We start from the raw sequence: 13601 nt of genomic DNA, 5'->3' as shown, positions 1-13601 counted from the left end.
TTCTTCTTTGGCAAAGCCCTTCCGCGTTTTTGAACCAGCGTTGCGAGCTGCACAATCGCTGCATCGAAATCCCTTTCGGCTTTCTTCGCAATCACGTGCCTTCTCCATTGCCGAACAAATCCGACACGGGCGCTGCCTTGCGGCCCTTCTTGGCAGCCGCAGCAGCCTGGACAACCGGCGTAGGATCAGGCTCGGCGATGGGCAGGTTTGCCACGTTCAGACTGTAATCGTCGTGCCCCCATTCGCAGCGGGCGAGCACCATCTTCGGCATCTTCTTCAACGTCAGGTTCGGCCATCGTTCCGCTGCCTTCGTTGCCGTCACGCCGTGGAAGGCGAAGCAGCACACCAGCAGGCTTTGTTCCTTGCCCACTTCTTCGGCAAGTGCCTGTAGCTGCTCTCCAGAAAGGTTCTGCGTGGTGACGTAAATGAAATCACGCTCGCTAGAATATCCATGCTGCCACCAGTGAATTTCCGATGGTGCATAGGCAAAGCCTTCCAGCTTGGCCAGTGCTTCAGTCAATTGCGTAGCGTTGTATTCGGGATTGATGATCGGATTACCCCAACGGTCATTGACAATGAGGCTTGGTGCGAGCTTGTAGTAGCGGAAACCGCCGCCACCTCGCCAGTCCACGCTTTCCGTGATGCCTCCCTTGTCCTTGCCATCAATGACTTTCTCCAGACGTGGAATGATGTGTGTTTGGATGTGTTCGCGCAGTTCCACCATGATCCAGCGGCGGCCCATTTTGTGCGCGACCGCACCAGTCGTGCCGGAACCAGCGAAGGAGTCGAGAACGATGTCTCCAGGGTTGGTGGACATGTCTAAAACCCTCTTCAACATATCTTCCGGTTTCGGGGTGTCGAAAACGTCTTCTCCGAACAGCGTCTTTTGGTGCGCCTTTGTCTGTCGTGTTGTATCGAGGTCATTCCAAATCGTCGGATAAGGCCGTGCGGGACTATCTGGTGCAAATTCGCGCGTGTAAGGAACCCATCCGGCTTCTCGTTTCTTCCAAATCAACTCGTTTTTCGCAATCAACTCGTCAACAGCTGCCTTTCCCATTGCCCATCGCGCCTCACGGCCATCATCATGAATAGGCAACACCGTTGTTCCATCCGGCGCAACCAGCGGAAAGAACATTGATGGGCGATCAGAGCGAAGACTGTTCTTGCCGTTCTTTTTCAAAAGTCGATCACGATATGGTCTGTCGGATTCAGCATCGGGCTTGCGATATGCCGCCAATATTGAATCATCGTACTTCTGCCTAAACGGGCGAGCGCCGATAGATTTTGTAAAGCACAGCAAGTATTCGTGATCTGGTGTGATTGGAACTTTGTTATCGTTCGGGCTATCCACTTTTTTCCAGATAAATGCCGTAACGAAACAGCCGCGACCAAAAACCTCGTCACACAACACTTTCAGATAGTGCGCCTCATTGTCGTCAATTGTGATCCACAGCGATCCATCATCCGCGAGAAGCCGCCGGATGATCTCCAGCCGATCACGCATCAAACCCAACCAAATGGAATGTTCTAGCCCGTCGTCGTAATGCCTGAACGCGCTGCCCGTGTTGTACGGAGGGTCGATGAATACGCACTTCACTTTCCCAGCAAATTCCGCCTCCAGTGCCTTTAGCGCCAGTAGGTTGTCCCCGAAAATAAGCCGGTTGTCGAACAGGTCGTTCTCACTCACCCTATGCTTTGCGTGATACGACAGTGCAGTATCTTCCAGTAGGATGCGCGGCTCCAGCTTGGGGCGCCTTTCCTTGCCTATCCAGGTGAGTTCGAGTTTTTGTTTGCTCATTCCAATTGCTCTCAAAGTTGCGGAGCGCGATCAGACAAATAGTCGATCAAGCCCTTTCGCGGATAAGCATCCGCTGGATTCGTAATGCCTCGTAGTTGAATCACGGTCGGATCGGCAGCCAATCCGTAATGTGTTTCCATCAAGGAAGCCAGGAAGGAAGCAACATCGCCCTGATTCCTGAAAAAGGCCAGTGGCCCGGATGCTCCAAGCAATGCATGGCCAAGATTGGCAGCTTCTTGCCTTAGCTGGTCAAGGTGCGGCCCGATTAATACATTGATGGCAGCACCATCGACAATTTCCGCCTTGCCTAGGCGCTGGCGCAGCCGTTTCATCATAACGGATGCAATGACGTTGCTTCCGTGCCGATAGATCAGGCGTTCTTGGCTACCAGAGGGTGCACCCTTGTCATAGCTAGTGACGAAATCACGAATGACGCGATAGCAAAGAACGCCGTTGATCAAAGCGTAGCCAGTCAGCGAGGCTGTGAACAACGCTTGATACTCTGCTCCATCGGAATTGGAGAGGCGGGTAAATTCCCCTTTTACCCATGCCGGGTAGCGGGGGTCTTTTTGTTGAAGTGCCTGAGCGCGAATAGCCTCATCTAGCATGATCGGGTTGGTTCCAGAGGCGGCACTCGCTTCAGGCCTGTAATGGTAGGTAAAGTCAAGGTGGCTGATCTCCTGACGAAGGCGTTCTTGATTCTCGTCAAGCGAAGCGAAGTTGGCGGCCTGCACCGGGTTTTGATGGTTGCGAGCTTTAGTTACGCGCTTGCCAAACTGGCTGTCAGTCCGCGCCTTAATTATGGTGAGCATCACCTTGGCTTCGCTGATGTCCACGGGAGGGCTAGATGCAGCAACCTCAGCTGCCGAAGCAACGGTTTGCGCGCCGTTGATGATGGACAGGCCTCGCACTTCGAACCTCTTATACCCAGATATTGAATTCCTACCCTTCTGTTTGATTGCATCGCAGACAGCGGTCACGCCATTGTTTAGATAGAAGAAACTGGAAGGATCGTCCTGCAAAGTGATTTTGATAGCTCTGTTGACCTCGGACCGAGTGCCGAGGAAGTAACGGATATTCCGTTCGTACAGGGCTTTGCCATGCACGTTATGCAGCCCCACCAAGTCCGCCAGTTTGGCTATACCGAAATAGGTGGTCTTTGGTACTTCGACCTTTTCGTTTTTCAACAAGAAAATGTCAGCATTGACTGGCTGGTAAGCTTGTTCCGCAAGAAGGTCGCGCACGATGTCGGCCGCAGCGTAGTATCCCACTTGTTTGTCGAGGCGCTCCTCGTCCAAGCCGCCGTCGTCCAGCAACACTTGCAACGCATCAATGGCAGACTGAGATATACCGTTACCCGTATAAGGAATGATCAGTTTGATGTGACTGCACCCGTCAAGCGCATTTTCGATCTCCGCTTTTCGGTTTTGAATATTCTCGTTGAATCCCGCGAAGTCCTGTTTTAGCAACAAGCGAATACCTGTGCAAAACGATTGGGCATCTTCCTGCTTGAACTGCTCGGACTCCTTCAACTTGGTCTGTACGAGATACAGCGTTTCCGTCTGCGAGTGGTAGTGAATCGCATCCAGTCCTTTATCGTTGAAATCATCTACGACGGACATGGCGGCGTCAGTCGGTGCGATGTCGAGTAGCTTGTGTAGAGCAAAGGCGCTGAAGGCACGCGAGAGCTGCTTAGCCTGCTGCTCTGCTGCGGGCTTTGTTGTATCCAGAAGCGGAGGCAAAGAAGGCACGAACCGCTCAGCAAGTACTTTCTTTAATATCGCCATGTACTGTGGTTCAAGAGCAGGCATATCAGTGATATTTCCCAGAGCGATTGTCGAATGCCGGCTTCGTACCTTCCAGAACTGTTACGACAATGCCATTCAGATCTGAATTTTCGATTGCACCGGACTCGTAACTGATCGTCGAATTCGCAGCACGATCGAACTTGGCGTAAATGATCTGCTCGGCATCGCACACAACCGCCAAGTTAGGATTGTGTGTGACCATGATGATCTGCCGTTGTTTCTTGGCCTCGGACAGAACTGGAACAAGCAACCGAAAAACGGTTTCGTTATCCAAGTTCTCTTCCGGCTGATCGAGGATGATCGGCGTTCTACCCTTATCTACGAGCAGGTAAAAAATCAGCAGCAACGCGCCTCGCTGGCCAGGTGAGAGTTGCTCGATCTGCGTGTCTTGGAACAACAGCGAATACCTCGGCTCAAGGAAGTTCAGGCCGAAAATGAGGTCATACACCGATGCCGGCGACTGCCCTTTCTTTACCAAATTGAAGATGCCGACAATTGTCCCTGAAGCGATGGCCGCTTCTACAACCTTTTCCTGCAAGGCTGCCACAAACGCCAATGCCCCCTCCTTGGAATTTAGGTCGTGGTTATCGAATAGCTTCCTTATCGTTGAAAGCGCCTCATCCTGGCCGCGAAATTCACCCCAGGTTTGCTTTATCAAAGCGAACAACTGATCCGCGATGGCTTCGGAAGAAGCTGCAAGCGTCGCTTGGAACTGCAATCTATAATCTTCGCGTATCAAGCTGTTCTTTTGGATCAAGTCCTGCACCGGCCTGAATAGCTCTTCTCGCGCCTTCCGTTGAGCATCGAGCGTGTCGAAAATCTCGCCTGACAGCCTCAGGCGCTTTTCTTCCAAATCCTTGCGCTGCTCAGGAAGCACCTTGATTTGCTCAATGCGCGTTTCCAAGCCAATCTTGGTCTCGGGTTCGGTAGGTGAGCCTCTCAACTCAACCAGCTTCCTATCCCATTCCGCAAGCTGACGCTGGTACGCCTCAAACTGCTGCTGAGGAGCATTCAACTTTGCTGTGAATCCTTGCTGCGCTTCGGTATATCCCTTCAATTCTCCAGCAATCTTATCGGCCTCATCCCTCAATCCGCCCTGTTTTCCGGCGATTTCCAATGACTTCTCGTCAAGGATGCTGATCTTGATGTCAATAGCAGCAAGATCGGACCATGCGACCCCAAGCAGCTTGAGGTCATCGGAAACATTTTCCTGCGCTTGCGCAAACGCACGCTGGATGAGCCTCAGCTGCTCACGGATGTTTGCTATGGCCTTCTGCTGCCTCGCAAGCCCAGTGCCTACCGTTACGAGTTCCTGCGAACGCTTTTTGGCAGCCTCAATTTGCTGATTTGTTGTAGTCAGCCCCTCTGCTGCTTGCTTTTGTTCCGGACCTAACGCATCTGTGGGTGTGGCAACCTCCGCTGGCCTTAGCTTTTCATGTTCTTCGATTTGCTTGGCCTTCACCAGAAGTAAGTCAGTCAGTTTCTCCAGCTCGATCGGTTGAAGTTGCTCTTCAATTCGGACAATCGAAGCATTGGTGGATGCCAATTCCTTCCGATATTCACCCAGTCTATTTCTGAGTGACTGCTCCTGCTGTTCCGTCAGCTGGTCGAAGTCAAGCGCACCCAACCGCATTTCTTCGCTCGTGTGCGAAAAGATCACTGCGCGAAGTTCTTTCTCGAATGCGTTTGACTTGCCGGATACATGCTCATTGCAAAGCTCTTCGAAGTAGCCTTGTGGGATATACCGTACAAGTTCCGCCCTCTCTTCTGCGGGAAGCTCGCTAAGCAGTCGTGCCTCAGTACTCTCGTCTCGCCAAGTCAGTGTTCCGGTAAAGTGGCGCGCTGGCTCGCCAGCCTTTCCCAAGAAGCGATCGCGCCTTAGAAAACTGAAGTGCTTCGATTGCTTGGAATTCCCCAGTGTTGCAATGACATCCGCCAGCGCACTCTTGCCGCTCCCCTTGTTGCCAATGATGGCAACCAGATCCGGATTCAAAGAGATGTCGCAGCCGTCAAGCCATTTTCCGATGCCCGGCTTGTTGCCAGTCTTAGTGATTTCCAAAGTGTCGATGTAATAGACCTTGTTGGACTCGACTTCCTGCAACTTGGGTGGCTTGTCACCGATGAAAGAGCGTTTCGCCGGCTCAAGAATCGCCTGCCGAAGTCCGAGAAACGATGGATCAGCCTTGATCCAGGTTTTCTTTCCGGACGGGAAATCTCCGTATCCCCGCTTGTTGTTGTCACCGGGTATGCCGACAAAACAGTGCGCATCGCTACCCGACACTACAAGTCGCGGAATACTCTTCAATCCGTGCTTGAAATTGCTAATCCAATTTTTATTTTTCTCTGTTTCTTCACAAAGAAAGGCAGATCTCAATTCCAAATTCCTGGACTCAAAAATTGGCGATGACTCAAGGAGGTTCAGGAAGTAGGAGTAATGATCCTCCCACTTCACTTCATGCAGGCCGTCACTCGTGTCATATGGCATGAACCCAATCGCCAGTCCATTAGAAACCTTTGAGATCGCATTTTTGTAGCTATCTGCTTTTATTTCGGCCAACTTGTATCCCGCCAAGAGCGCATCTGCATCATCCGCGTCCACGACATCCTTTTTATGTCCCTTCTTTACGAGCATGTCAGGTGCGGTCGCTCTGGCCAGAGCAATAAGTGCATCTTTAGAAACTGAGCGATCGGTTCGCTCAATTTTTAAATCAGTCAGGAAATCCTTAAGGTGCTGATCCGGAATTTCATCTGAAAAGATCACATGTGCATTCAGTCTCTTTTCCGTGGGAGCGGAAAGGCGAAGTTCGATACCCGGAAACACCTTCTTTGCAAGTTTAGGAGCGCCCTGTTCAGCGAGCCGCCGCTTAAGTGCGAACCATCCATCAAATGTCCAATAATCCATAATGGCAAAGACAGCAGGCTCTGCCTTGTTCATAGCCTCGATCATTTCATCTACCAATTTCTTGTTTTGGTCAGACGACAGATCACCATCGAACTTTTTTCCTGTCCAATGGAATGACGCAGGGGTGTGTACATGCAGGTCCCACTGATTCCAGAGCGAGCCGCGTAAACGCTCTCTGTTAGCCATCATTTCAACTCCCACTCGACGGTAAACAAGGTTTTCTCTTCAACCCGCTGCTTGAGCTGATCCTCCAACTCGCCGATCAGCTTATTACGCTGTTCCTCCACCTCATCCTGGCGTATGAACAAGTCGCGGCGAAGCTTGCTGCGTCTGGCCTCCAGATCACGCTGCTTCTTTTGCCAAGAGAGTTTTTCTTCCAGCGTTGGCGCAGTGGCAGCCGTGCCGCGCACTTCCTTTATTTGACGGTCGATTTCCTTGATCTGCTGCTCAAGACCGAACTTCAGGTCGTCTGCCCAGGCATCCAGCTTTTGAACTTCTTGCTCGAAGTATCCAAGGTTACGCTCGTTGATCTGGCGTAGCAGCTCCGTCTTGCGAGTTTCCGCGTCAGCCAGCAACGTGTCGCCACTATAGAAAAGACCCGCTGCTCGGTGCGTCGCAGGCAGGCGCAACAGCTTTTCAGGGTCTTCTTCTGCTAGCGCCTCGCCGCCAGCAGTGCTGGCTGCCACTAACAGATGCTCTTCTTTGTCCCCCAAGGCGGCCACGGACAACAGTTTGACCGTGAGCCATCCGGTCTTGCCGCGATACGGCTCCAGCGTGGCGATCTTCTTGCCATAGGCTTCGTAATCGAACGTAAGGCGAGCACCTTCTAACGTGCGACCTTTAGCCTGCTCGGCAATCCACAATGCCAGTGGATGGCCAATGCGGTATAGGTGAGCCTCGCCCGTACGGCGAGGCAGTTCGTAGCGTCCCAGACTGATGCCTGACGAAGAAATGCCATCGGGCAGGTTATGCAGGCTGAAACCGTCGTCATCGAAGCTGGCGAATTCATAAAGTTCCGCACGACTCAACTCCATCAGCATCCGTTCGAAACGACTGCGGGCGTTTTTGCTGTCTTCGTCGCTGATGCGCAACTTTTCCTGAACTTGTTCGTCGAAGTTTTCCAGCAATACCTGTCGTGTCCGAACCATCGCCTCGTTGATCTCGCCAGATAGATCAAGCTGAAGTTGCTCGAAGCTGGACTTTATCTGATCCGGGTTGCGGCAGTTCTGGTAGATATCAGCGATGCGGCGCTCGAAATCCACGCCGGAGCCAATCGCGCCCAGCACTTCGTCGCTGGCCCCGAACACGCCCTCGAACAACCGGAATTTCTGCGCCAGCAGTTCGTACACACGGGCATCGGCTTCATTGCTGCGATCAACGAAGTTCACAACGACCACGTCATGCTTCTGTCCGTAACGATGGCAGCGACCGATGCGCTGCTCAATGCGCTGCGGATTCCAGGGTAAATCGTAGTTGATGACCAGCGAGCAGAACTGGAGGTTGATGCCTTCCGCACCGGCTTCGGTTGCGATCATCACCTTGCCACGCTCCTTGAAATGCTCGACCAGCGCAGCACGCGTGTCAGCCGTTTTGGAGCCCGTGATACGGTCGGTGCCTTCGTGCCGCTTCAGCCAGTCCATATAAGTGGCTTTTGCACCGGTGTCGCTGTTGGTGCCATTGAAGAGTACGATGCCATCGCCATAAGGCGTGCTGGACAATAGACGCAACAGATAATCTTGCGTGCGTCTGGACTCGGTAAAGATGATGGCCTTCTTCGCAGCACCCAGCCGCTCTAGTTCGGCAAAAGCCTTATCCAGCGCTGTCAATAGCGCGTTGCCCTTAGCGTCGTCTCGAATGTTGGTGGCCAAGTGCTTGAACTGCTGCAGCTCTCCAATTTCCGCAGAGAAAGCATCGCGTTCCTCAACGGATAGTGCGACGGACATCAAGCCTTCTTTCTCGGACTCATCGTCGCCGCTTTCGTCAGCGAGTTCATCGAGAGCTTCGTAGTCCTCGTCTAGCTCCTCGGTCAGGTCGATGACAGGGGCTTGATCCAGTACGCTCTGTAGGCGCATTGCCATCGTTTCTAACGCGCCCGCGATGGCATGGCTACTGGACGCCAGCAGTTTCCATAGCACCAGCGAAATTAGCTTGCGTTGGCCTTCAGGCAGGGCCTTTAGGTTTGGGCGTCGCAGGTACTCGGCTACGAGGCGCGACAGCTCCTGTTCTTCGCTGGATGGTGTGAACTCCTGGACGATCGCCTTGCGCGCGGTGTAGGACACATAGGGTTGTACCTGCCTGCGCAAAGTGCGCTTGCTGACTGCGGCAAGCCGATGGCGCAGATCAGCGAATGCCTGCTCCCGGCTCTGTGTCGTGAACTGGGTACGAAAGCTGTCCAGATCGCCAAACACCCGGTCGTCGATGATGCTGACCAGCCCGTACAGTTCGAGCAACGAGTTCTGCAGCGGCGTGGCCGTCAGCAGTACCTTGGACGACACATCCGCCAAAGCGTCCTTCAGCGTCTTGGCGATGACGTTGCTGGTCTTGTACACGTTGCGCAGGCGGTGGGCTTCGTCCAGCACCACCAGGTCCCAAGTGATGTCTTTGACGTCTTGAGCCTTGGCTTTAGCGAACTGGTAGGAACAGATCACCGGGCCGGAGGCAGACTGGAACGGGTTCTGTAACCCTTGCTTGCGGAGGGCGTTGTAGTTCTTGGCTTCCAGAATCAGACCCTGCAGGGTGAACTTGTCCTGCAATTCCTGATGCCACTGCTTCCGCAGGTTGGCCGGAACGATGATGAGTATCTTGCGACGGCGTTCGGCCCAGCGCTGACTGATGACGAGTCCTGCTTCGATGGTTTTGCCCAAGCCCACTTCATCGGCAAGGATCACCCCACGCGACAGCGGGTTTCGGCAGGCGAACAGCGCGGCATCCACTTGATGGGGGTTCAAGTCCACCTGCGAGTCCACAAGGGTGGATGCGAGCGACTCCACGGTGTCGCCGGCGGCCCGGCGAGTCAGCAACCAAGCGAAGTACTGGCTTTGATGGGGGGTCAGTATCGGTGGCGTCATCAGGTGGCTGGCCCAGGCGAGGCGTTAAGGTTCCTGAAGGAATTCTAGTGGGGGAGGTCACTAGAATTCTCTTGTCGAAGGCAACCCAGTGTAGCCACGCCGATCTCAGATCCCTGCGACGTCGTTCGAGCGCACCAATACCCTTTCTAATCAATCATCTACCTCGTAACCGGCAGGCGTCCAAGGGGGAGGGGAAAGCCCTGTTCGGCCGACTCGAATCCCAGCCCGTTGTCCCTTACGCATCAGCGGCCAGCGATTCGGTCACCACAGGGCGTGCCACCGATCTCTTGGGCGGCTCGAATCCCTTCGGATACACACTGCGCTTTCCTCCCAGCATGCGTTTGACCAGCTCCATGCCATCACCATCCTTGCGTGGCGCACCGCGCTTGCTATCGCCTGCACTCTTCGTGCTGCCCCAGAAGCTGCGATGTTTGGCAGCGACCATCGGCAGGATCGTGTCTCGCTTGGTCATGTACCACAGCGCAATGCGCAGCCCGATCAGTTTCTCCTTGTCACTGACATGCACTAGGCCTAGTCCGTTGTAGCGGTAAGAGTGCTTCCGCGCGTAACAATTGAAGTAGGCGCCCTTGTCCAGCCCCACGCGCTTCTTCCAGGCCTCCCCCAGTAGCTTGGTCAGGTGGTAAGTGTGCCGGTGCTGGTGGCCGTCCAGAAATACCATCAGATGGAAGTGCTTGCCGCGCCGGATGGCGTCTTCCTCTTTGATGAGGAACTTGAGATAGCCCGGCACGATGCGCCCTTCGCGCAAGTCGCGCAGATAAGCGCCCAACGCTTTGCGCGCCCCCTCGGTATATCCCCAAACCTTCGCATTCAGTCGAATGTACAAATCAATGCGCAGTACCAACAGACGTGCGTGTAGCGCGAACAGCTTGGCGACCAAATCGCACGCGCTGCGAAAATTGTCAGTGGCCTTTCGATCGAGATCGTGTAGTGCGTTCCGGAACGCTTGTGAACGGCTTTCCCTGCGGACATGGTTCACAAGTCGGTGTAAGGCATCTACAGCCTCCTGCTCCTCCTTGAACTGAACTACGAAAGGGGCTTGGTGTTGCCATTCGCAAATCGCATTCTGCCAGTGCAGGACAGCGTGCAGCGTCACTTCGATGATCGGATGGAACTTTCGGCCAGCGCAAGCTTTTTGCCAGTCCCACCCACGTTCCACTTGGGAGGAAAAAGCTCTGCATGCAAGCAGAACCTCCGTGCCAACTTTCGTCAACTTGTAGGTTGGCTGCTTGTACTTGTGAGTCGCGTCACGCTTGTGCTTCACCAACTCAACTGGCGGTGAGTCGCATGAAGTAATGCATTCGTACAAACGCTTCAGGACCGGCATGAAAATCAATAGATTGTGGTCATCAGTGCCATCACTAAGCAGACCACTCAGCGCATCAGTAAGGCAGAGTCTCTCCGATACGAATGCATGATCCACCTCGCGGCGATGGATGTCGATAATGGAATGGCCCAAGTAGCTGCTGCCCACATCAGAAGAGGAGTCAATCGTTTCGGGTGTGGGCGTTAGTTGATTCATGGTTGCTCCCTGTTCGTCTAGAACATCTCCTTTCGGTGTATTTGTCCGTCAGGTTGAGATAGATCCAAATGACTATCTAATAAGATCATTAGATATAAATCCGGAATTTGGCAAAAAGCACATGCTCGGTGTTGCTGGATATTTGCGTGGATCACCTATCGTGATTTCTCGACATAAGCACGCCGGCATGTCTTGTCTAGTTAGCGCGAGATAGTCCACGCCGCTTAGGCCATCTCGCGCTCGGCCAGCCAGCGGAAAACATCTTCCGCGCGCCAGCGAACCATGCGCGCGCTCAATTTGCGTGGCTTCGGAAACGCGCCGTTCTTCATCCAGAGATAGATGGTCGAACGGCCCGCCTTGACGATTCGCGTCACCTCCTTGATGCAGTAAACCTCATGGGGGAGGTGGGCTGGAAAGGGACCGCCCTGATGGGCGGGGTCCGGCTGGTCAGAGGGTTGGATGTACATAGCGTTCTCTCAATGAGCCACAACAACGTGGCGGGGAGCGCACGATGCCCAAGAACCAAAGCGGTTGCATTGTTTCCTGGGAAAGTTGCGAACTTTCCGGGTTCTAGCGTCCGACTTGCTCGGGCTGTCTGCGCACCCGCTGTGGTACTTATCGGCAGGCATTCAGCATGCGAGCCTTCCGTCCGATGCTTGCCACCATTCCAGCGTCAAAAATGGTCTACGGGGTAACTCGACAGTGTCCATTGCTGTCCACACGATCCAAAATCAGGGCGCAAAGAGCGATGGCTTCGCCTCTCTGTTAATTCGGAGAGGTCGGAACATTCCCGGGAATGTTCACGGTGGGGGAGCTTCGAGTTGTATATAGCTGCTCCCTCAATCACGGAGCATCACCATGCTCATCTACGAAACCAAAATCCCGCCACTCGACCGAGAAGAGCGCCCTACCTTGCCCTCCTCAATGTCCAATTTCTAGGAGGACGCGTGTATCACCCAACCTACTTGCGCTGTCCTCTTGAACGCCTTCCACCACTGCTTTTGGGCACACTCAACCACGTATGCCAGTGTGTCGAAGCTCGGCCCGAAATCGTACTAGCTGACATCATTGCCGTTAGCGCCACGCTGACGCAGCGCCTATTTAAGGTCCAGGGACTCAATGGAAGTCTGATGCCGCTTTCGGTGAACACGTTGTCGATCACCCCAACGGCCAGTGGAAAGGGGGAGTCGTACCGGAAGTTTTTCCAAGCAGCTATTGAGATTGAAGTCGGTCAATCCACCTCACCGGTAAATGACATGACCATCGACGACTTGCTGCTGCAGGATGTCAGCCCAAGCGCCTTGATGGCCGAGCTAGATGGCCACGGGAAAAGCGCATCCATCCAAATGGAGGATGCCTATTCGTTCTTGCGCAGTGGATTGACGAAGCCCGATTTCATCAGCGAACTGCCCCGCGCCTGGAGCGGCCCGAGGAGCATGAAACGGGGGCGCCACAACAGACAGAAAAGCGCGTCTGAGGCCTGCCTGACGATTGGCCTGCGCATCCAGCCCGATGTCCTGTATCCCGAATTGAAGCGCGACAAGGGCCGTAGTCGTAGCCTGGGGTTTTGGGGACGCTTCCTGACGTTTAACTGTGATCCTGAGCGTTTCCCAGTAACGCCGTGGCAGCCGGTTCCGTCGGACATCTCGGATTACCGGACGTTGATGAATCGCCTGCACGCGCTGCTGTCCACGACCAATGATTCGGAACAATCGGAAGAACCGACACGCAAGGTTCTGACCATGGATACCGGCGCCCATGCCCATCTGCGACACATCGCGGATTGGGTGAAAGGGCAGATGCTTGGCCAGTTCCACGACATTCAGGACGCTGCCGGCCGTGCTGCTGAAAATACGCTGCGTCTGGCGAGCAATTTTCAAGTCGTGTGCGCGGGTGAGGGACCCATTTCTTACGACATGATCGATCGTGCCTGGGCATTTGTGTACTGGTCATTGACGCAGTACCGCCAGGTCTTCGTACTTGCCATGCAACCGCCGCCGAAGCCGGTGAAGCTGGAACAGTCCAAGCCGCCGAAACTACTCCATCACCAGAAACGCTTGCACGAAGACATGCAGTTCATGCTGAGCTCCATCGCTGCGTGTAGCCGACCAACCATAAACCAGTGGGTTTGCCAGCAAGATGTTGCACATCGAATGGGTTTCAACAAGGAGCGATTCCTTAAAACGCTTTTGTGGCTAGTTGATGAAGGTCACGTCGAACTTGTTGGTGACGAAGACAACGGCATGATCCGTATTCTTCCAGCCCGGCCTCAGCATACGTTCCATACTGGTCCTGAGCTGCTGATGCCGCCAAGCTGGTAAAAGGCACACAGGCCAAGTGAGTACGCTGCTGCCCATCTGGGTGCACGGATGCCCAATCTAAGCCCGCGAGGCAAAGAAAAACCTGAGCCAACATGGGCGAGGCACGAAAGCGCCTCGCCCTTTTCTGGGCCCTATCGGTATACGACACCATGAACTCCAACTTG

Annotated in this window: 7 protein-coding genes; 1 reads left to right on the top strand and 6 read right to left on the bottom strand. The window is 54.0% G+C overall.

What is annotated here, in order from left to right; all coding sequences use genetic code 11:
• Positions 1 to 91: 91 nt before the first annotated feature.
• From ISP19_RS03405 to ISP19_RS03380, 6 genes are all read right to left on the bottom strand, one after another.
• On the bottom strand, positions 92 to 1798 hold the full coding sequence (locus ISP19_RS03405) for a site-specific DNA-methyltransferase (protein ID WP_204679868.1): 1707 nt from the start codon (positions 1796 to 1798) through the stop codon (positions 92 to 94).
• 11 nt (positions 1799 to 1809) lie between these two features.
• Positions 1810 to 3609 (bottom strand): AIPR family protein, encoded by a 1800-nt coding sequence (locus ISP19_RS03400; protein ID WP_204679866.1) that lies wholly within the window; start codon positions 3607 to 3609, stop codon positions 1810 to 1812.
• Between the two features lies 1 nt (position 3610).
• Complete coding sequence (locus ISP19_RS03395; RefSeq protein ID WP_204679864.1) at positions 3611 to 6697, bottom strand: TrlF family AAA-like ATPase; 3087 nt, start codon at positions 6695 to 6697, stop codon at positions 3611 to 3613.
• The gene (locus ISP19_RS03390; protein ID WP_239556446.1) at positions 6694 to 9576 is read right to left on the bottom strand and encodes an SNF2-related protein; all 2883 of its coding nucleotides are present in this window, start codon (positions 9574 to 9576) and stop codon (positions 6694 to 6696) included. Before ISP19_RS03390 ends, ISP19_RS03395 begins: the two co-directional genes overlap by 4 nt.
• Positions 9577 to 9811: 235 nt before the next feature.
• Entirely contained in the window at positions 9812 to 11116 is a 1305-nt protein-coding gene (locus ISP19_RS03385) for a YagK/YfjJ domain-containing protein (RefSeq protein WP_204679862.1), read from the bottom strand.
• 224 nt (positions 11117 to 11340) lie between these two features.
• Entirely contained in the window at positions 11341 to 11583 is a 243-nt protein-coding gene (locus ISP19_RS03380) for a helix-turn-helix transcriptional regulator (protein ID WP_204679860.1), read from the bottom strand.
• A gap of 663 nt (positions 11584 to 12246) precedes the next feature.
• On the opposite strand from ISP19_RS03380, the gene ISP19_RS03375 reads away from it, so the two are divergent.
• Positions 12247 to 13437 carry a DUF3987 domain-containing protein gene (locus ISP19_RS03375; RefSeq protein ID WP_204679858.1) on the top strand — a complete coding sequence of 397 codons (1191 nt, stop codon included), beginning with the start codon at positions 12247 to 12249 and terminating at the stop codon, positions 13435 to 13437.
• The last annotated feature ends 164 nt before the right edge of the window (positions 13438 to 13601 follow it).

Origin of the sequence: Dyella flava (assembly GCF_016904955.1) — a bacterium.
GTDB classification, from domain to species: domain Bacteria; phylum Pseudomonadota; class Gammaproteobacteria; order Xanthomonadales; family Rhodanobacteraceae; genus Dyella_B; species Dyella_B flava.
The sequence above is the reverse complement of the archived record's forward strand: the minus strand, read 5'-3'. Positions and strand labels throughout refer to the sequence as shown.

Excerpts from the sequence above, each read along its gene's own strand:
- ISP19_RS03390 (WP_239556446.1), bottom strand. The coding sequence starts at position 9,576 with ATGACGCCACCGATACTGACCCCCCATCAAAGCCAGTACTTCGCTTGG.
- ISP19_RS03400 (WP_204679866.1), bottom strand. The coding sequence starts at position 3,609 with ATGCCTGCTCTTGAACCACAGTACATGGCGATATTAAAGAAAGTACTT.
- ISP19_RS03385 (WP_204679862.1), bottom strand. The coding sequence starts at position 11,116 with ATGAATCAACTAACGCCCACACCCGAAACGATTGACTCCTCTTCTGAT.
- ISP19_RS03405 (WP_204679868.1), bottom strand. The coding sequence starts at position 1,798 with ATGAGCAAACAAAAACTCGAACTCACCTGGATAGGCAAGGAAAGGCGC.
- ISP19_RS03395 (WP_204679864.1), bottom strand. The coding sequence starts at position 6,697 with ATGATGGCTAACAGAGAGCGTTTACGCGGCTCGCTCTGGAATCAGTGG.
- ISP19_RS03380 (WP_204679860.1), bottom strand. The coding sequence starts at position 11,583 with ATGTACATCCAACCCTCTGACCAGCCGGACCCCGCCCATCAGGGCGGT.
- ISP19_RS03375 (WP_204679858.1), top strand. The coding sequence starts at position 12,247 with ATGCCGCTTTCGGTGAACACGTTGTCGATCACCCCAACGGCCAGTGGA.